This window comes from Pseudoalteromonas sp. 2CM37A (genome assembly GCF_023161885.1).
Classification (GTDB): Bacteria; Pseudomonadota; Gammaproteobacteria; order Enterobacterales; family Alteromonadaceae; genus Pseudoalteromonas; species Pseudoalteromonas atlantica.
The window spans coordinates 378,746-397,824 of record NZ_JALNTJ010000004.1; the positions used below are offsets into that span (position 1 = coordinate 378,746).

A 19,079-nucleotide genomic window follows, 5' to 3' on the forward strand; every position below is an offset into this window, starting at 1 on the left:
ATTTCAATTAAAAACGATAATTTACAGATAAATTAAGAGCGTAAATATCACCTTTGTCTGTATCAAAATATTGGTACTCAGCGCTTACTTGCCAGCGTTGAGTTAACCTATAGTCAATCCCAGTACCGTACGTTACACCGCCTTCGTCATAATTTTGCTCAGTGATTAACGTAGAATTTGTATCTGAGCCAGTTATTGATTCTGCAAGGTTTCTTATTTCACCTTCATTGTAACTTAATTTATTTCTACCATAGCCACCAAATAAAAACACATCTGCCCGAATTGAAATGGGATAATTAGCTTTCACAAATATACTTGTTTGCAAATCAAGGCTTGAGTCAATTTCGCTCTTAATAGATTCTGAGGTTAACGAACCATCCTGCGGGTTTTGAGTATAAACAAGCCCATTTAGAGGCGTTGATTCGTCATTTAAACCAAAACCTACACGACCTTCTATCGCAAAGTATCGCGAAAACTGATAGCCAAACTGGCCGTATAGTGTTGTAAATCGTATGCTATCACTCTCGTATACATCAATTTGCGTAGACCCTATCCCTACTCCTTGGTAATAACCATTTACCTGGAGTATGTCTGCTTGGCTCGAAAATGAGTATAAACCTAAAAGTAATGCCCCTAACTTTGTAACTGTTTTCATGTTCATTCCTTTAAACCTTTGTAATATTTAATTATGCGATGTTTTACAACGACTAAGAGTGGTCTGTCTGTATAATTTGCTTATACTTTACAGCTTGTAAATATACTGTACCACTTTTGTTAAAAATAAAATGTGTTTGAACAATATAAAACAATAGATTACAGAATTTTACACAATAGAAATCCTGTCATAGTGGTGTTTTAAATGGGCAAGAAAATAAAGTACCGTTTAGATTAGCGTATTGTTCTATACGCCACTCGTTGACTGTTTCACCCGTGAGCCACTACAATACAACATTGAAATTTTTATTATTATTTGAAGGCTTTCCTCCATGGTTTTACCTGATAAGTTTATATTCTCGATGAGTCGAGTATCTAAAGTTGTGCCACCTAAGCGCACAATTTTAAAAGATATTTCGTTGCACTTTTTCCCTGGCGCTAAAATTGGTGTGCTAGGTTTAAATGGTGCTGGTAAATCTACATTACTTCGCATTATGGCCGGTGTTGACCAAGACTTTGAAGGTGAAGCCCGCCCTCAACCTGGTACTAAAATTGGTTACTTACCGCAAGAGCCAGTACTGGACGAAAGCAAAACAGTACGCGAAATAGTTGAAGAAGCTGTTGGCGAAGTAAAACATGCCCTTAACCGCCTTGACGAAGTGTACAACGAGTACGCAATGGAAGACGCTGACTTTGACGCCCTAGCAAAAGAGCAAGGCGAGCTTGAAGCAATCATTCAAGCGCACGATGGTCACAACATCGATAACGTTTTAGAACGCGCTGCAGATGCACTTCGTTTACCTGAGTGGGATGCTAAAATTGAGCACCTTTCAGGTGGTGAGCGCCGCCGTGTTGCTATTTGTCGTTTATTACTCGAAAAACCAGATATGCTTATTCTCGATGAGCCTACTAACCACTTAGATGCTGAGTCGGTTGCTTGGCTTGAGCGCTTCTTACATGATTACGAAGGCACTGTTGTGGCGGTAACGCATGACCGTTACTTCCTTGATAATGTAGCTGGCTGGATACTAGAGCTTGACCGTGGTGAAGGTATTCCGTGGGAAGGTAACTACTCTTCTTGGCTTGAGCAAAAAGATGCGCGCTTACAACAAGAGCAAAAATCTGAAAAAGCACGTCAAAAATCAATTGCTCAAGAGCTTGAGTGGGTGCGTTCAAACCCTAAAGGTCGCCAAGCTAAGTCTAAAGCGCGTATGGCGCAGTTTAGTGAGCTACAGCAGTCTGATTACCAAAAGCGTAACGAAACTAACGAGCTATTTATTCCACCTGGTCCGCGTTTAGGCGACCAAGTACTTGAAGTTAATAACTTACGCAAGAGTTTTGGCGATCGCGTATTAATCGACGATTTAAGCTTTAGTATGCCAAAAGGCGCGATAGTGGGCATTATCGGTGCCAATGGCGCGGGTAAATCAACCCTATTTAAAATGCTAAGCGGCGAAGAGCAACCTGATAGCGGCAGCATTAGCGTAGGTGAAACTGTAGAGCTTGCAACGGTTGATCAGTTCCGTGGCAATATGGACGAAAGCAAAACTGTATTCCAAGAAATATCTGACGGGCAAGACGTGCTAAAAATTGGTAACTTTGAGTTCCCAAGCCGTGCATACGTTAGCCGCTTTAACTTTAAAGGTAACGATCAGCAAAAGTTTGTAAAAGACTTATCAGGTGGTGAGCGCAACCGTTTACACCTTGCTAAGCTTTTAAAAGCGGGTGGTAACGTAGTACTACTGGATGAGCCAACCAATGACCTTGATGTTGAAACACTACGCGCCCTTGAGAACGCTATTTTAGAGTTCCCAGGCTGTGTAATGTGTATATCGCATGACCGTTGGTTCCTTGACCGTATTGCAACACACATTTTAGATTACCGCGACGAAGGCCAAATTAACTTCTTTGATGGTAACTACACTGAATACGAAGAGTGGCTTAAAAAGACCTTAGGCGCAGAAGCTGCACAACCTAAGCGTATTAAGTATAAAAAAATTGGTTAATTGTTAACTGATATAACAAACCCTGCATTTATGCGGGGTTTTTTTATGCCATTTTTTATCGCTATGGGCTATTTCCCGCTATGCTTGATTTAAATATTACAATAAAGGCAACTCGTTTTATGGAAAATCGACGTCAATTCTCGCGTATTCTTTTTTCAACCGCGGCCCAGTTAGAATTTGCAGGAGAGAGCTACCCATGCAAATTACTCGATGTATCTTTACATGGCGCACTCATTACTAAATGCGCGGCGTTTAGTGGCACAAAAAATAGCGAAGCCACCTTGCGCTTTACCTTGCCACAAAGCGATATAGAAATAAAAATGGAGGTGTTTATTTGCCACATAGAAGATAAACACATCGGCCTTAATTGCCACCATATAGATATAAACAGCATTACCTATTTAAAACGGTTAGTTGAACTTAATTTAGCCGATGAACAATTACTTCATCGCGAGCTTGCCTCATTGATTGAATAGCGGCAATAGACTCCCTTAGTTAAGTTTATTACCATAGCGCAAACTTTATTATTGATACGGTTATGCGCCTAAACCCTCACTTACCTTTGGTCTATCACAGTAATTATTCGTTTAGCTTTGACCCTAAGCACCGATTTGTAATGAGTAAATTTGCTCATTTATATGAGCAGGTTAAAGGTTTAGGCATTGCAGGTAATAATTTAGTAGAGCCTATTTTGGGCTCCCCTGAACCACTTGAACTGGTACACTGCGAAAACTACATTCACGATTTATGGCATAACCGTCTAGACGAAAAAGCTATGCGCCGCATTGGCTTACCTTGGTCGCAACCGCTAATGAACCGTACATTCACCGCCCCACAAGGCACATTACACACTGCACGCTTAGCATTAAAGTATGGCTTAGCCTGTCATTTAGCAGGCGGTACACACCATGCACACACTGATTTTGGCTCAGGTTTTTGTATGGTGAACGACTTAGCCTTTACCGCGCAAACATTAATACAAAGCGGTGAAGTGACCAACGTGCTCATTTTTGATTTAGACGTACACCAAGGCGATGGCACAGCTGCAATGCTTGCGCATCAACCGTATGCGTATACATGCTCTATACATTGCGAAAAAAACTTCCCGTTTAGAAAATCCCCCAGCGATTTAGACATAGGCCTTGCTAACAATATGCAAGACGCAGAATACTTAGGCGTTGTGGATGATACGCTGCAGTTTTTACTAAAAGAACTCAACCCCGATTTAGTCCTATACGATGCGGGTGTAGATATTTGGCAAGACGATGGCTTAGGCAAACTAGATATAAGCTGGGACGGCATTAAACAGCGTGACCATTTAGTGTTTAAGCGCTGCCTTGAACATAACACCGCTATTGCCAGTGTTATTGGTGGCGGCTACGACAGAGACCATACGCGTTTAGCGCAGCGCCATGCAATAGTGATTGAGCAGGCTGCTGGTTTTTAAAATAAGTATTAACCTGTGCGCTTTATACTTTTAACTGGCTTGGGGTTAACCCTGTCCAACGTTTAAATGCCCGCCTAAAGTTAGGAATATCGTAAAATGACAAACGCTCAGCAACTTGCTCATTGCACTTAGCGCGCAAGGTAAGTAAATAAATGGCTTTATGTTTATTTTGCTCATCAACTAAGCTCGAAAAGCGCATACTATGGCATTTTAGTTTTCGTTTAAACGTGGCTGGGCTCATGGCAAAATACTGGGCGGTTTGCTCTAAACTTACCTCGTTGTAAGTGTGTAAATAGCGCCAAACAGCCTCTATAAAGGTGTATTTTTCGTGAGATTTTACAGCCAATTGAGCGCGTGCTTGCATAAAGCGTAATTCGCTGGCGTACGGGTTAGCTTGGCGAAGTAATGTTTTGCTAATAACCCAACGAGTCGTTGGCTGCTCAAAACGCAGCTTTAAACCTAAATGTTGCTCGTACTGATGAATATGACGCGGTCGCTTAAAGCTAAAGTCGAACTCACATTGCGGATAGTGCGGGCTTAAACGCTTTAATAAACTATAAAACGCAGCACTGTAAATTTCTAAAATGTAGTTATGTAGGTCGTCATCAAGCCCTGTAGCAGCATTTAAAAAAATATAAAATTGCTGATTACTTACATAGTGCTGACTAAAAAACAAAGGGCAAAGCTGTAAACGCGCTCGCTGTATTTGTAACAGTGCCGCCCCTAGTTTAGCGCTGAACAATACACTTTGTGCTGCGCTACTTGAATCGTTAACTAATTGACTACCTAGTAAAAAACCGCTGTCGGGGGTGTTCATTAGGCGTTTAAATTGACTTAGTAATTTAACTTGCTGCTCTAAACTAAAGCAATGTTCAACGCTGAGTAAGTCTTGTTCAAAAATCCCGGTGCCGCGTAACAACTTATGTAAGGCAACCCCTCTACTTTGCGCAAGCTCTACAACGGCAGTTATAAGCCCCTGTGCAGTTAAATACTTGTCACTTAAGCTAACATAACTGTTCACTGCTGGTGGCTCTTTGTTGTTTTTGTAGTTGTAGGCCCCTGTGCAATTGTTGCATTAGAATGTGAGCTGTATCACTTTTTTGCGCTTGTATGATGTGGGTAGTTACACACTGAAACTTAGCAAGCCCAGAGCCTTCTACTTTAAAAGCACAATGTTTTAATGCGGCTGTTATTTGCCTAAGAAGCTCTTGGCCTTGCTGCTTTGATGTGGCTGGCATTAGCACCATAAAACAGTCTCCCGCATAACGACATACCACATCGCTTAACCGACAGTTCATTAGTATAAGCTCGCTTATTTCGCGTAGCAGTCGATCCCCTTCGCTAAAACCAAACTCATTATTAAAACTAGCGAAGTCGCGTATATCAATAGCGGCTAATAAAACTGGCTGCGGCGCCTTAAGCTGCGTGTTTAAAACGCTTTGTAAGTATTCGGCTGTATAAACGCCGGTAACGGGGCATACTTTGTCGTGTTCACGTAAATGTGCTTCACGGCGCCTTAGCTGTTTATTTAAAACATATTGTTCTTGGTGCCAATGGTATAAACCTAAACTGGTTAGTAGCATCCCAACGGGGGCTGGCAGTGACTCTATCCAGCTTAGCCACTGCTGCGCAGGTTGCATTAACCACTCATCGAGCAAATCGAGCGTGGCCGAGAACATAAATAAACCAAGCCCAAGCACCAAATAACGAGTAACTTTGCCCGGCGGGCGCGAAATAAGTAAGGCGACAATCCAAGTTAGGGTCATAATCACTATGCCGCCCTCACCAATAATATCGAGCCATTGTATGTGTTGCAGCTCTTTGAGCTCCCCTAAATAGGCACATAAAAATATGGCTAATAACGCCATAGCTATAATACTGTTTGTTAAAAGCCGATGGCTAATAAAGGGATTAAATCGCATAGTTTGTCTTATTTAAATTGCGTATGTATTTATGCTACCCGAAGTGCATTTTTTGTAGCAGGGTCATATTAGCTCAATGATGTGACAGCTAAATGATAAGCACTTACTTATAAGCTGCACATGGCCCATTAACGCTATATTGCTTGGGAGTGCGATTAGCTCACACGCCAAGGTAAAGCTTTTAAAACCTTAATAACCTGCTGATCTAAATAGGGTGTTGTCACATTTGCGTCATTTAATTTAATTAGTTTGCTTTCAAACCAAGCAGCAACAGGAGCAAATTACATGGCACACTTTAAACTTAAAGCACTGGTAACAGCGCTATCACTTTGCAATTTAGCAGTACATGCAGCACAAGAAGAACACACAACTGATGTAAAAATATCTGAAGAGTTAGTAGTTTATGGCGAAATAGGCTATCGCAACCGCTCACAAGAACTAGCCCCAACACTTGAATACTCACAAGAGTACTTTCAGCGTTTTGAACCACTAACAGCAGGTGATGCACTAAAGCGTGTTCCTAGTGTGACGTTTTTATCAGATGTGCTTGAGTCTGACGGCGCACGTATGCGCGGTTTGAGCCCTGCTTACACAAAAGTACTGATCAATGGCGAAGAAGTTCCAGGCGCTGGTGCTGATCGCTCATTTTTTGTTGACCGTATTCCAGCAGAATTAATCGAGCGTGTAGAAATAATTCGTTCATCAAGTGCCAACCGCTCTGCCGATGCAATTGCGGGCACCCTTAACATTGTACTTCGAGATGGCTACAGCTTAGACGGCGGTTATATTCGCGCAGGAGGATTACGCTATGATGATGGTGAACTAAAAGAAAGCTTTGCGGGCGTTTACGGTACTGAGTTTGCAGGTGGACGTTTACTACTAGGCGCTAATTTTCAAGGTCGTTATAACCCAAAACAAAAATCAAGCATACGTTATGGTGATAGCCCTGAAAATAACCCTAATTACGCAACTGATGATTTTGATAACCGTGAAGATCAATCTGATACTCGTGATGGCGATGACACATCATTAAATGCCAGCTTTGAAAAGGTATTTGATAACGGTGGCAAGTTTGATATTAGCGCTATGTGGGTTGATACAGACCGTACCGAAGACGAGCGTTCTTTTGAATATGATGATGCATCTGCAACCTCAGGATCGCTTGTTGAAGGTGGCAACTTGCTCTCAGATAACGCGAACGACGCTTATATTGATCAAACTAACTACAACATTAACTCAGGTTATGAATTACCGCTTTTAGGCGGTACCAGCAAGTTTAAAGTAGGCTATGCCAGCTTTGAAGAATCTGTATACGAGCAAGAAGTTGAGCTTGATACATCTGAGCTCCCAATGGTTTTTGAGGAAGCAGAAGAAACTGTTGAGATTGACGATAAAGAATGGTCATTACAATGGCAACATAGCTTACTGCTCGGTGACTCAAAAGAAGTTCAATTTGGTGCTTTTGTTCAAGGAAAAGAGCGAGACACAGCAATTTTTGAAGCTGAAGAGGAAAGTGAGCAAACACTTACTGGCTGGGATCAGTTTAACCAAACACCTATGTCTTTAGCTGTATTTAACAACGAATTTGAAGCAGTAGACGGCGGTGTGAACACCCTCGAAGAAGACCGTTTTGACTTATTTGCATTAATCAAACACGAAGCAGATGTGTTCTCATGGGAGATGGGTGTGCGCTGGGAGTCAACTGACTCAAACATTACCGATACCAATGAAGGCGTTACTGCAAAAAATGACTATGACTTTTTCTTACCTTCAGCTCACTTTCGTTACAGTGTCAGTGATAACGGCCGAGTCAGCGCCTCTGTTGCTCGTAGCTTACGCCGCCCAGATTTTGATTACATGACACCGGCTCTACTTGAAGAAGAACTCGCTGATAATGACTTTTTAGGTAACCCAAATCTTAAGCCAGAATCTTCTTGGGGTATCGATTTAGGTTACGAATACCGTTTAGGTAAAAGTGGCGTTGTCGGTGTAAACGTATTTTACCGTGACGTTAGCGACCTAATTGAAATTGCCAGTACCGGTGTTGAAGGCTCAGAAGGCGAAGGTACATTTGTACTGCAACCTCAAAATACCGGCGATGGGTCAGTTCAAGGTATTGAGTTTGATTTATCAACGCCACTGAGCGCAATCAACATGCCAAATACTGGTATTTTCTTAAACTACTCTTGGCTTGATAGTGAAGTTGAAGACAGCTTTGGTAAACGTAAGTTTAACGACCAATCAGATTATGTTTATAACATTGGCTTTATCCAAGATTTACCAATACTGCGTGCATCATTTGGTGCAACTTACCGTAACCAAGGTGATGCATACGGACGCTTTGTAGGTGAAGAAGTTACCACCTCTTACGGTGCTGATTTAGAGCTTTTCGTTGAAAAGCGCTGGGATGACGTAACCCTTCGCCTAGTTGGTTCAAACCTACTTGATGCCAGTAAAGATGAAGTTTTTAACAAATTTGACTCACTTGATGACCAAAATAGCCGTGACTTTGATGAGTACGAGCTTGAGTCTGAAGAAGCAGGTCCTGTGATTCAACTAATGTTGCGTTACGCATTTTAATAGCAGGCATCATCATTTTAGGCACGTAATCGCTTGCTAGTACGTGCCTTTTTGGAGTTAGAACATGTTTAAATTGTCTTTCATAATGGCCGCCCTACTGAGCTCCTCAGCGCTCAGTGCTGTCGAGCCTGTTATTTATAAAGATGAGCTTTATCAACAGCAAAAAATTGCCAAGTTAAATACGCTACCAGATAGCCTTAACTTTATGGTAATTGGCGACTGGGGACATAACGGCCACTTTTATCAAAAAGAAGTCGCACACCAATTAGAAATAGCCATGTACCAAACTGATGCTGACTTTATCGTCTCAACTGGCGATAACTTTTACCCAAATGGTGTGGCAAGCGTTAACGATCCGCTTTGGCAATCAGCCTTTGAGAACATATACCACGGCCCTCACACATTTGAAGATTGGTATGTTGTGTTAGGTAATCACGATTACTTGGGTAATGCCCAAGCACAAATTGACTACACAGAAAAAAGCCAGCGTTGGCAGTTACCTGCAAGGTACTACAGTAAAACATTTACACTTGAAAACAACGAGCAAGTGTTAATGGTTTTTTTAGATACCAACCCGATTCAGCCGCAATACAGAGACCGTGATAAATACCGCTCAACCCAAGGGCAAGGCTATAAAGCCCAGCTTACTTGGCTTGAAACCCAACTTGCAGTCAGTAAAGCAAAATGGAAAATTGTGGTAGGCCATCACCCGCTTTATTCAAGTGGTAAACGCTTTGGCCGTAACCAAGGGCTTCGCGACATTTTAGAACCTATTTTGGAGCGTCATAACGTGCATGCTTATATCGCAGGGCACGAGCACGACTTGCAATACAACCAACCAAAAAATAGCAAGGTTGCTCACTTTGTCTCTGGTGGAGGCAGTGAAGCACGGTTTGTAAAACAACGTGAATTTACCCGCTACGCAGAAGCAACACCTGGTTTTTTAAGTGTATCTATCAATGGCGAAACATTCAGTGTAAGTGCGATTAATCACCTTGGTGAAGTACGTTTTAGCACTGAAAAGCACATAGATAAGTAAAGGATAAAATAATGAACTTTAAACTAAATACAATTTCAGCGGTGCTTGGCAGTGCACTCCTAATTACTGTAATAAGCGGTTGTACAAGTAATGAGGAACCTAGCAGCCAAAGCAACGCAGCTATGGTAAAAGCAGCAATAGCTGTGGAAAAATTTGGCCCTCAACAAAATATGCAAGGCTCACAGGCAGCAGCGCTGGGTAATAACCAATGGTTGATTGCCAGCGAAAGCCAGGGCTTATTAGTGGCAGATAAAGACCAAAGCAGTGTGTTATTAGCGGGTAACTTTGAATCTATCTCACTAAAGAAAATCACAGAGCAACAATTTTTATTGGCTAGCCTAGATAACAATCAAGACAATGTGGCTATTTTTAAATTACTGAAAACGGATTCATCTTGGCAGCTAACTGAGCTTACACGTATCAGTTCACCACAAGCACAACCAGATGCAGTGTGTTTATTTAAAAACGATAATAATGCAACTGTATCAGCATTTGTGCCAGATGTTCGCGGCTTGATCAGCGAAACCATCATTTATGATTTAGCCACTAAGCAAGCTAAAAATATTGCAGTGCGTGAGTTCTCTGCAGTCACTGAGGCTTCAGGCTGTGCTGTTAATGATGAAACAAAAACCTTGTATGTGGGCGAAGCTGAACTCGGCGTTTGGGCTATCAATGCTGATGCTGAATCCGATGCCAATAAACAGCCAGTGGCATTAGTTGAGCCTTACGGTGAATTAAAAGCTGAAATCGGGGCATTATCAGTATCACAAGATGGTACTTTATGGCTTACTGCCACTGATGGCAATATGATCTATGCTTACCACGAAAATACTGAAAAACTAAGTCAGTGGTCACTTTCTGGCGATCACACAATTGAATCTGTTGCAGCGAGTTTGCTCAATAACAATCAAGCGCAGCTAGTTTTAATTGATGATGAAACAGGTGCCTACATTCAAGCAAATATTAACTACACGGCGCAAACAGCTACTTCACAAAACAAAGTCGCTATGACTCACATTTATGCCAGCACACAAACAACGCCAGTTGCAGCATTTGGCGATGCAGCAGATGACCCTGCAATTTGGATAAATGAACACGACGCTAAAAGCAGCTTAATTTTAGGCACAGACAAACGCCGCGGCTTGATGGTTTATGATCTTGATGGCAACAAAATACAATCACTTAATGTAGGGCGTTTAAATAATGTTGATGTACGCCAGCATCAGGATATAAACAACGAAACCCATACTTGGATCACAGCCAGCAACCGCACGCTTAACAGTATTAGCGTGTTTACTGTCGATAGCGAGAACAAAGTAAACCATGTAACAGAAGTAGCGACTAACCTGCTTGAGATTTATGGTATGTGTATGTATTCGTCTGAATCTGGTCAATACGTATTTGTTAATGATAAATCAGGTTTATTCCAGCAATATAAACTCACCGGTGAGCAAGGTAACTTAAGCGGTGAACTGGTTAGAGAGTTTACCCTACCAAGCCAACCAGAAGGCTGTAGTGCCGATGATAAACTAGGCCAATTATTTGCCGGCGAAGAAGATGCAGGCATTTGGTATATCGGTGCAGAGCCAACCTCTGGCAACAAAGCGGTCATGCTACGAGGTATAAATGAGCAACTTGTGGCAGATGTTGAAGGCATGGAAATCTATCATGCTGATGGTAAGCGCTATTTAGTAGTATCAAGCCAAGGCGATAATAGCTATGTGCTTTATAAAATATCAGATAATACACAGCCTAGCCTAAGCTTTGCAGGTAAGTTTAATGTGATTGCTAATCTAGATAAAGGCATTGATGGCGCAGGTGAAACAGACGGCTTAACCGTTACAGCAAAGCCTTTACCAGGCTATCCTGAAGGCATGCTTATAGTGCAAGACGGCTACAACCGTATGCCACTACAACCACAAAATTTTAAAATTATTGACTGGCGTGAAGTAAAAAAAGCGATTAAGTAAAAACCTACCATATTTAAACGTAATAAGGCTCTTACGAGCCTTTTTACTATGTGTATTTAAAATAAACCTAGTAAATTTAGAGTTATTAAAGCTATATACTACACTTTAAGCTCATAAATTAATTGAGATTATTATGCGTTTACTTCTTACTTTGTTGATCATTACTATAAGCGGATACGCTTTTGCTGAGGAAGAGGCAGCTGAATTGCCCCCGCTCAACCCCAAATACAAGGCTGAGCATGCAATAGCACTGGTGAATAAAGGTTCAGGAATTTATGCGTTTAACTTACCCGGCTATAAATTACCGCACGATGTACAAGTGGTGTATAGGATTAAAAACCCCGATGTGGCTTTTTTAGATGTTGTACGCAACGCAGAGCTTATAACGCTAAAGCCCAAACCATTTAATATTCAACGCTTAATGCGCGGTGAAGAAATAACCATTACCGCAGATGTGTACGAAGGCAATTACAAAAAAGCAGGCAGCCTAATTTACACAAACAGAACAATAGAAATGAGTAAGCAGCTATATGCTCGCCAATTAAAAGATTTAGCTAAACCTAGCCAGTGGCAAGAATACGACATGATAGACCTAGGTAGCACAGAGCGAATTTACATACATAAAATTAGCCAAGCACCTAGTTTCAGCCACTTAATTTTTGTAGATTTGGTAAATGCCTGTATGCAAAAGTTTAGAACCTCAACCCTCCTTCCTAGCCAGAATGAGTTAACGTATAAATTTATAAACTGCGGCACCCTAAAACCTTTGTTTTACGAAGCAGAAAATTTAAATAAATAGCTTAATAAGCATACTCAGCAATTATGTTTATACCTTCTTGCATGACTTCCACTGACTGGCCAGCAAAGCCTAGACGCAAGTAACTAAAGTGTTTAGGTTTTAAGCTTCTATAAGAGTCGCAGAAATAAAACTCTGATTCTGTTTGCAAATAAATACTGCGCTTATGTAGATGCTTTTTAATATTAGCCGTATCTATGTTTAAGTTAACCCACATTGCCATCCCACCATCGGGCTTTTTATACTCAATAGGTAAACCTTTCACCTGCAGTGCTCTTAATGAGTTATCCATAGCTTCATACCTATGCTTATATAGCTTAGTCATTCGCTTTAAATGACGTTCAAATGCGCCTTCTTTCATAAAGTACGCTAAAGCTAATTGCATAACCACATCATTTTTGTGATTCATTAACTGCTTCCACGCATTAAGCTGTGCGATAACATCAGGGGCAGCGCAAATGTAACCGATTCTGGCTGCGGAAAACATAATTTTAGAGAATGTAGAAAGGTAAATAACTATACCCGCAGGGTCATCCGCCGCCATTGGTTGTAACGGGTGACATTGGTAATGAAACTCATGGTCATAGTCATCCTCTATAATCATTACGCCATGTTGGTAACATAACTGATAAATTTGCATACGCCGTGTAGGCGATAAAGTAACAGTTGTCGGGTACTGATGCAGCGGTGTTAAGTACAGCATTTTAATTGAGAAGCGGCTAAGTTGCGCTTTCAAATCATCAATACATAAACCATATTCATCTTGTTTTATATCTACTAATTGTGCGCCACAAGCCGCAAAAGCTTTACGGGCTGGTGGATACCCTAACGTTTCTACAGCAACAAAATCGTTAGTGCTAATAAATGCTTTCGAGATTAAAAATAGTGCTTCTTGTGAGCCATTACACACGAGTAGGTCGCTTGTTTTTAAGTTACGCGCTTTATATAAGTAATTGCTTATTTGCACTTTTAACTCACTCACACCGCTTATATCACCATAATGAAATTTACTGGTATCTACATGGTTAAAAACATGACTTAAGGAGCGTTTAAATTCTTTATATGGGAAGCTATTAAGATCGGGAAGCCCACCTGCAAAATTATACTTATAATTATTTAAATTCATTGCAGGAGCTGGAACTGCTAACTCTTTGGCAAATTTATAGGCTTTAGGTGTTAAGGCTGGCACTTGCTTAGTATTAGCGCTGCCTTGGATAGGTAAGGTTTGCGTTACCTTATAACCGCTACGCTCATGAGACTCTAACCATCCCTCAGCCACTAATAGTTGTAAAGCATTCATTATTGTATGGCGATTTAATTGATAAGCTTTCGCCATCTCTCTAGCTGAACTTAACTTAGCGCCAACCGCAATATCACCTTCAATAATTGCAGTACGAATAGCTTGCGCTAGCTGCAAATACTTTGCCTTATATTGCTTATTAAATTTTATATTAAGTGGCTGCATGTATTTTCTATCTGGTATAGGTAAAAGTTATATTCTGGTTGTTTTTACTACACCAAATAAGCGTACATTTATTGTTCTTTAATAGCAAAAAATGGAGCGAATAATGTTCACTCAGCATATACATAAAACAAACAAGGTTGTTTTAGAACCACTAAACCATAAACACTTAAATGGATTATACAAAGCAGGTAAGCACCCTAAAGTATGGCAATGGGTACTACTTAACTACACAAAAACCCCTGAAATGCTAAAAGAGTGGTTTTTAACACAGGCGCAATTTAATAAAGACGAACAGATTGTTTTTGCGATTATTGACACAAATACACAGCAAATAGTAGGTACAACACGATTATTTAAATTAGATAAACACAACCTGAGTGCTGAAATAGGCCACACCTTTATTAGTAATGACTGGCAGCGAACTTACATAAATACACATGCTAAATTTTTACTGCTCAAATACGCATTTGATGATCTTAATTTAGTGAGAATTACATTTAATACTCATGAATATAATCAAAAATCACGTAATGCTATTGCACGTTTAGGTGCACGTTTTGAAGGACTCGCTTATAAAGATAGAAAGCTCAGCAATGGTAGCTATAGAAACACAGCAAAATTTAGCATAGTTGATGAGCAATGGCCGAACATAAAATTGCAACTAGAGGAGAAGCTCTAATGTACCCACCTTCGCATTTTCAAGAGCATGATATTAAACGTTTGCAGGCATTGGTTGAGCAATTTCCGCTAGCGAGTATTTTAACGCCCAGCTCGCAAAGTGATTTAAATAATATATGCCATGTACCTGTACTATATGATCCCATTCGTAATGTATTCATTGCACACATAGCTAAACATAACCCACTAACACAATGTGATAAACGCTCTGTAAAATTACACTTTAATGGTGATAGCTGCTATCTATCTCCCTCGTATAGTAATAATAAAACACTGCCAAGCTGGCTTTACTCATCAGTACAAGTCACTGCAAAGGTAGTGATTACTAAAAGCGACAGCGAGAAAGAAAAAATAATGAGTCAATTAACAACCCATTTTGAGCAAACCTTTAAGCCCATGTGGAATATTAATGATATGCCTACACGCAGTCGCCAAGCAATGTATCAACAATTAAGCTTTATAGAGTTTACTCCCACTCACTGGAGTGGAAACTTTAAGCTAAGCCAAAATAAATCAGCAGAAATTAGAGCCCAAATAAAAGAAAACCTAAAGCAAGCTCATAAACACTCTATTGCCGCTTTATTTCAAACATGAAAAAAGGCCCTTTCGAGCCTTTGGATTAACTTTGGAAATATAAAGCTTTAAAAAATTATATCAGTGTAAGCAGTTGTGGCGCTGCGCTGTGGTAGTCAACGGCCATAGCAATACTGAGTGCTGTAATATTTATAATAGAAAAAGCAAACACTTGGCGTGCCCAGCTCGTTAAATTAACATTACGGCGATAGCCACGCAGGGCCATAAGTAACCACCAAAAACTGGTAATACACGCCACTGCCATAAAGGCGGCGCCAGTGTAGCCACTTATTGGTAATAGCATGACGACTAAAGCGTACACAGCAATATAAAGTACAATATGGCGCTTCGCTTTATCAATACCTTGCGCTACGGGTAATACGGGAATACCTGCGGCTTGGTAATCTTTAAAACGAAAAATAGCAATGGCATATGAATGTGGCATTTGCCACAGACTAAACATAACTAATAATATTAATGCACCTATATCGAACTGCCCGGTTACAGCGCAGTAACCTACAACAGGAGGCACTGCGCCAGAAAGGCTACCTACAAACGTGCCATAAACTGAGTTGCGCTTCATGTAAAGGCTATAAACCCCAACATAAATGATATAGCCAAACGCTGCAAAAAATACCGCGGCTTGTGTGGTGTAAGCAATGAGTAAACCAAAACCTACAACCCCCAATAAAACCCCGTGACTTAGTGCAGCAAAGGCCGACATTTCGCCTGTTACTGTAACCCGCGTACGAGTACGTGCCATGGCTACATCTATGTCCCTATCAATTACATTGTTGATAGCACAGCCCGATGCAACCACAAGTGACAAGCCAATAAGCGTAACAACCATTAGCCATGGGTCTATATCCCCGCGTGAGGCAAGTAAAAAACCGCCTGCAACGCTGATAAGGTTGCCCATAATAATGCCTGGCTTAGTCACTGATAAATAACGACGAAACATCTTCAACTCCTAGTACATCATCATTGCGTTAGATTCGTAAATTATCCAAACCGATAACCCAACAACCATGACGATAATTAGGGCACTGAATAAAAATGAGAAGGTACTTGCACGGCCATCTTCTGTCGTAAAATTAAGGTGTAAAAAGTATTTTAAGTGCACCCAAATTTGTACAATAGCTAAAGTAACAATGCTCCAAAGCGTAGTTACTTTTGAAAAGTCGCCTTCCATTACCATGTAAAACGGTATCGCGGTTAAAATTATTGATAGCACAAAGCCTATTAAGTACGTTTTAACACTGCCATGAGACTCATCATGGTGCTCGTTTTGCATTTGCTTTAACGCGTGCGCTTCGCTGTGGCTCATTACATTGCTCCCATTAAATAAACAACGGTAAATACACAAATCCAAACAATGTCTAAGAAGTGCCAAAATAGGCTTAGGCAGCTTAAGCGTGTCACTGTTTGTTTACCTAAGCCACGTTTAGCCACTTCTATCATCATAATACTCATCCAAATTAGACCCGCAGTTACGTGTAAACCATGTAAGCCTACTAACGAGAAGAATGAGGTTAAAAAGGCACTTTGTTGTGGACCATTGCCATGTACAATTAGGTGATGAAATTCGTAAATTTCCATGCCTATAAACACAGCACCTAAACAAAAGGTAATAAACAACCAGGTGAGTGTTAGTGCCTTTTTTTGCCCTTGTGCGGCAATCATGGCAAAGCCAAAAGTAATACTACTAATGAGTAGCGCCGCTGTTTCTACAGCAACAAAGTCGAGTTCAAAAATGTCTTTACCTGATACACCACCGGCTGTGTTCATAAACAGCACGGCGTAAGTGGCAAAAAACGAGGCAAACAATAGACAATCGGTCATTAGGTATAACCAAAAGCCAAAGATTGTATCGCCAGAGGTATCGTGATGCTCATGTGCATGAGCATCGTGCGAAACTGAGTCTAAATGGGCAGTTTCTACATTCGCAGATAGTGTACTCACGCGCTTAGCTCCTTATTTCCACTAGAATTATACGCAGCTTCAATACGTGCGATTTCATCAGGTTGTATATAGTAATCAACATCGCTGGTGTAACAACGCTTGATAAATAAGGCAATTGCGCCAACAAAACCAACGGCAGCTAACCACCAGATATGCCAGATCATGGCAAAGCTAAATACAGTTAAGCTTGCTGCAATTAACACCCCAGATGCTGTGTTTTTAGGCATATGAATTGGGCTGTAGCTTGCTTTTGTTTGATACGCTTGGCCTTTTTCTTTCGCTTCGGTCCAGGCATCAATGTCATCAACGTGAGGAATAGTTGCAAAGTTATACACTTGTGGAGGTGAGCTAGTTGCCCATTCTAGTGTATGGCCGTTCCACGGATCGCCGGTTGTATCGTCAAGTGCTTCGCGGTCTCTAAAGCTAACAAATAGCTGCACGACTTGGAAAATAATACCAAACATAATAATGACAGCACCGCCTGCGGCAATGTATAACCACATGTTCCAATCTGGGTTATTAGTGTGGTTTAAGCGACGTGTCATACCTAAGAAACCAAGTACATACAACGGCATAAACGCCACGAAGAAACCAACTATCCAACACCAAAAAGACGCTTTACCCCATTTTTCGCTAAGCTTAAAGCCCATTGCTTTAGGGAACCAAAATACAAAACCTGCAAGGTAGCCAAATACAGCGCCACCAATAATTGTGTTATGGAAATGCGCAATTAAGAATAAACTGTTATGCAACACGTAATCGGCACCCGGAATAGCCAGTAGTACGCCGGTCATACCGCCTACTGTAAAGGTAACCATAAAGCCTAATGTCCAAAGTACAGGAACGCTAATACGTAAACGGCCGCGGTAAATGGTAAACAACCAGTTGAATAGCTTAACGCCAGTTGGGACGGCAATAACCATGGTCATTACCCCAAAGAACGCATTAACGTTGGCGCTCGACCCCATGGTGAAAAAGTGGTGTAGCCAAACAATAAAACCTAAAATAGAGATTGCACCGCTGGCATACACCATCGATTTGTAACCAAATAAACGTTTACCGGCAAAGGTTGAGATAATTTCAGAAAAAATACCAAAAGCAGGCAGTACTAAAATATAAACCTCAGGGTGACCCCACGCCCAAAACAGGTTGATGTACATCATGGCGTTGCCGCCCGCTGCATTGGTAAAAAAGTGAAAGTCAAGGTAACGGTCAAGCGTTAGCATGCCAAGCACAGCAGTTAAAATAGGGAAAGATGCTGCAATTAAGATATTTGCCCATGTACATGCCCATGTAAAAATTGGCATTTTCATTAGGGTCATACCTGGGGCACGCATTTTAAACACAGTCGCTAAAAAGTTTACTGCAGTTAAAAGCGTACCGAGTCCGGAAATTTGCAAGGCCCAAATATAATAATCAACCCCCACCCCAGGGCTAAAGGTCAGCTCCGAAAGCGGCGGATACGCCACCCAACCTGTTTTTGCAAACTCACCAAATACAAGCGACAAGTTAATTAAAATGGCACCGCTGGCAGTAAACCAAAAACTTAGGTTATTTAAAAATGGAAAAGCGACATCGCGTGCGCCAATTTGTAGTGGCAATACAATGTTCATTAGGCCAATCATAAATGGCATAGCCATAAATATGATCATGATAACGCCGTGCGCTGTAAATATTTGGTCGTAATGCTCAGGAGGCAAATAACCTGGTGCACCGCTAGTAGCAAGTGCTAACTGCGCACGCATCATAATGGCATCAGAAAAACCACGAAACAGCATTATTAATGCTAAAAAGATGTACATTACGCCTAAGCGTTTATGATCAACAGAGGTGATCCAGTCGTGCCAAAGCACGCCCCACTTTTTATATTTAGTAATAAGCCCGGCAATAATAAGCCCGGCAATCGCTATCACCGTCATGGTAACCATTATAATTGGCTCATGAAACGGAATTGCGTCGAGTGAAAGTTTACCTAAAAACGACATTA

Annotated in this window: 17 protein-coding genes; 9 read left to right on the forward strand and 8 right to left on the reverse strand. The window is 41.1% G+C overall.

Translation table 11 applies throughout. The features are described 5' to 3' along the window. Window positions 1-7 precede the first annotated feature (7 nt). The gene (locus MTF68_RS11795; RefSeq protein WP_248462606.1) at window positions 8-655 is read right to left on the reverse strand and encodes a porin family protein; all 648 of its coding nucleotides are present in this window, start codon (window positions 653-655) and stop codon (window positions 8-10) included. 331 nt (window positions 656-986) lie between these two features. On the opposite strand from MTF68_RS11795, the gene ettA reads away from it, so the two are divergent. From ettA to MTF68_RS11810, 3 genes are all read left to right on the forward strand, one after another. Beyond that, window positions 987-2,660 carry an energy-dependent translational throttle protein EttA gene (gene ettA, locus MTF68_RS11800; protein ID WP_029773845.1) on the forward strand — a complete coding sequence of 558 codons (1,674 nt, stop codon included), beginning with the start codon at window positions 987-989 and terminating at the stop codon, window positions 2,658-2,660. Window positions 2,661-2,779: 119 nt separating this feature from the next. Next, a complete protein-coding gene (locus MTF68_RS11805) occupies window positions 2,780-3,136 on the forward strand; it encodes a PilZ domain-containing protein (protein ID WP_029773844.1) in 357 nt (118 codons plus the stop codon). A gap of 62 nt (window positions 3,137-3,198) precedes the next feature. Continuing rightward, window positions 3,199-4,107 carry a histone deacetylase gene (locus MTF68_RS11810; protein WP_248462607.1) on the forward strand — a complete coding sequence of 303 codons (909 nt, stop codon included), beginning with the start codon at window positions 3,199-3,201 and terminating at the stop codon, window positions 4,105-4,107. Between the two features lie 22 nt (window positions 4,108-4,129). Here MTF68_RS11810 and MTF68_RS11815 read toward each other — a convergent pair whose 3' ends face one another. Both MTF68_RS11815 and MTF68_RS11820 read right to left on the reverse strand, forming a co-directional pair. Then, window positions 4,130-5,128, reverse strand: coding sequence for an AraC family transcriptional regulator (locus tag MTF68_RS11815; protein ID WP_248462608.1), 999 nt, complete (start codon window positions 5,126-5,128; stop codon window positions 4,130-4,132). After that, a complete protein-coding gene (locus MTF68_RS11820) occupies window positions 5,112-6,029 on the reverse strand; it encodes a diguanylate cyclase (RefSeq protein WP_248462609.1) in 918 nt (305 codons plus the stop codon). The genes MTF68_RS11815 and MTF68_RS11820 overlap by 17 nt, the downstream gene beginning before the upstream one ends. 285 nt (window positions 6,030-6,314) lie before the next feature. Here MTF68_RS11820 and MTF68_RS11825 point away from each other — a divergent pair, with 285 nt between their 5' ends. The 4 genes from MTF68_RS11825 to MTF68_RS11840 all read left to right on the forward strand — a co-directional run bounded on the left by MTF68_RS11825 (window position 6,315) and on the right by MTF68_RS11840 (window position 12,417). Then, window positions 6,315-8,609 (forward strand): TonB-dependent receptor, encoded by a 2,295-nt coding sequence (locus tag MTF68_RS11825; RefSeq protein WP_248462611.1) that lies wholly within the window; start codon window positions 6,315-6,317, stop codon window positions 8,607-8,609. Window positions 8,610-8,673: 64 nt separating this feature from the next. Next, window positions 8,674-9,648, forward strand: a complete 975-nt coding sequence (locus MTF68_RS11830) for a metallophosphoesterase (RefSeq protein WP_248462612.1) — start codon at window positions 8,674-8,676, stop codon at window positions 9,646-9,648. An 11-nt stretch (window positions 9,649-9,659) separates the two neighbouring features. Next, window positions 9,660-11,618, forward strand: coding sequence for a phytase (locus MTF68_RS11835; RefSeq protein ID WP_248462613.1), 1,959 nt, complete (start codon window positions 9,660-9,662; stop codon window positions 11,616-11,618). 133 nt (window positions 11,619-11,751) lie between these two features. Next, window positions 11,752-12,417: a hypothetical protein gene (locus MTF68_RS11840; RefSeq protein WP_248462614.1), complete on the forward strand. Its 666-nt coding sequence runs from the start codon at window positions 11,752-11,754 to the stop codon at window positions 12,415-12,417. A 1-nt stretch (window position 12,418) separates the two neighbouring features. On the opposite strand, the gene MTF68_RS11845 is transcribed toward MTF68_RS11840, so the two are convergent. Beyond that, the gene (locus MTF68_RS11845) at window positions 12,419-13,879 is read right to left on the reverse strand and encodes a PLP-dependent aminotransferase family protein (protein WP_248462615.1); all 1,461 of its coding nucleotides are present in this window, start codon (window positions 13,877-13,879) and stop codon (window positions 12,419-12,421) included. Between the two features lie 103 nt (window positions 13,880-13,982). Here MTF68_RS11845 and MTF68_RS11850 point away from each other — a divergent pair, with 103 nt between their 5' ends. Further along, window positions 13,983-14,558, forward strand: coding sequence for a GNAT family protein (locus tag MTF68_RS11850; RefSeq protein ID WP_248462616.1), 576 nt, complete (start codon window positions 13,983-13,985; stop codon window positions 14,556-14,558). Then, entirely contained in the window at window positions 14,558-15,151 is a 594-nt protein-coding gene (locus MTF68_RS11855) for an FMN-binding negative transcriptional regulator (protein ID WP_248462617.1), read from the forward strand. The genes MTF68_RS11850 and MTF68_RS11855 overlap by 1 nt, the downstream gene beginning before the upstream one ends. A 55-nt stretch (window positions 15,152-15,206) precedes the next feature. Here the strand turns inward: MTF68_RS11855 and cyoE are convergent, their stop codons facing one another. From cyoE to cyoB, 4 genes are read right to left on the reverse strand one after another with little or no spacing between them, the layout of a single operon-like run. Then, complete coding sequence (gene cyoE / locus MTF68_RS11860) at window positions 15,207-16,091, reverse strand: heme o synthase (RefSeq protein ID WP_064386876.1); 885 nt, start codon at window positions 16,089-16,091, stop codon at window positions 15,207-15,209. 9 nt (window positions 16,092-16,100) lie between these two features. Then, on the reverse strand, window positions 16,101-16,457 hold the full coding sequence (gene cyoD / locus MTF68_RS11865; protein ID WP_004587444.1) for a cytochrome o ubiquinol oxidase subunit IV: 357 nt from the start codon (window positions 16,455-16,457) through the stop codon (window positions 16,101-16,103). Next, on the reverse strand, window positions 16,457-17,092 hold the full coding sequence (gene cyoC / locus MTF68_RS11870) for a cytochrome o ubiquinol oxidase subunit III (protein WP_004587445.1): 636 nt from the start codon (window positions 17,090-17,092) through the stop codon (window positions 16,457-16,459). The genes cyoD and cyoC overlap by 1 nt, the downstream gene beginning before the upstream one ends. Beyond that, complete coding sequence (gene cyoB, locus MTF68_RS11875) at window positions 17,089-19,077, reverse strand: cytochrome o ubiquinol oxidase subunit I (protein ID WP_004587446.1); 1,989 nt, start codon at window positions 19,075-19,077, stop codon at window positions 17,089-17,091. The genes cyoC and cyoB overlap by 4 nt, the downstream gene beginning before the upstream one ends. Window positions 19,078-19,079 lie beyond the last annotated feature (2 nt).

Excerpts from the sequence above, each read along its gene's own strand:
- MTF68_RS11795 (WP_248462606.1), bottom strand. The coding sequence starts at position 655 with ATGAAAACAGTTACAAAGTTAGGGGCATTACTTTTAGGTTTATACTCA.
- ettA (WP_029773845.1), top strand. The coding sequence starts at position 987 with ATGGTTTTACCTGATAAGTTTATATTCTCGATGAGTCGAGTATCTAAA.
- MTF68_RS11805 (WP_029773844.1), top strand. The coding sequence starts at position 2,780 with ATGGAAAATCGACGTCAATTCTCGCGTATTCTTTTTTCAACCGCGGCC.
- MTF68_RS11810 (WP_248462607.1), top strand. The coding sequence starts at position 3,199 with ATGCGCCTAAACCCTCACTTACCTTTGGTCTATCACAGTAATTATTCG.
- MTF68_RS11820 (WP_248462609.1), bottom strand. The coding sequence starts at position 6,029 with ATGCGATTTAATCCCTTTATTAGCCATCGGCTTTTAACAAACAGTATT.
- MTF68_RS11825 (WP_248462611.1), top strand. The coding sequence starts at position 6,315 with ATGGCACACTTTAAACTTAAAGCACTGGTAACAGCGCTATCACTTTGC.
- MTF68_RS11830 (WP_248462612.1), top strand. The coding sequence starts at position 8,674 with ATGTTTAAATTGTCTTTCATAATGGCCGCCCTACTGAGCTCCTCAGCG.
- MTF68_RS11835 (WP_248462613.1), top strand. The coding sequence starts at position 9,660 with ATGAACTTTAAACTAAATACAATTTCAGCGGTGCTTGGCAGTGCACTC.
- MTF68_RS11840 (WP_248462614.1), top strand. The coding sequence starts at position 11,752 with ATGCGTTTACTTCTTACTTTGTTGATCATTACTATAAGCGGATACGCT.
- MTF68_RS11845 (WP_248462615.1), bottom strand. The coding sequence starts at position 13,879 with ATGCAGCCACTTAATATAAAATTTAATAAGCAATATAAGGCAAAGTAT.
- MTF68_RS11850 (WP_248462616.1), top strand. The coding sequence starts at position 13,983 with ATGTTCACTCAGCATATACATAAAACAAACAAGGTTGTTTTAGAACCA.
- MTF68_RS11855 (WP_248462617.1), top strand. The coding sequence starts at position 14,558 with ATGTACCCACCTTCGCATTTTCAAGAGCATGATATTAAACGTTTGCAG.
- cyoE (WP_064386876.1), bottom strand. The coding sequence starts at position 16,091 with ATGTTTCGTCGTTATTTATCAGTGACTAAGCCAGGCATTATTATGGGC.
- cyoD (WP_004587444.1), bottom strand. The coding sequence starts at position 16,457 with ATGAGCCACAGCGAAGCGCACGCGTTAAAGCAAATGCAAAACGAGCAC.
- cyoB (WP_004587446.1), bottom strand. The coding sequence starts at position 19,077 with ATGTCGTTTTTAGGTAAACTTTCACTCGACGCAATTCCGTTTCATGAG.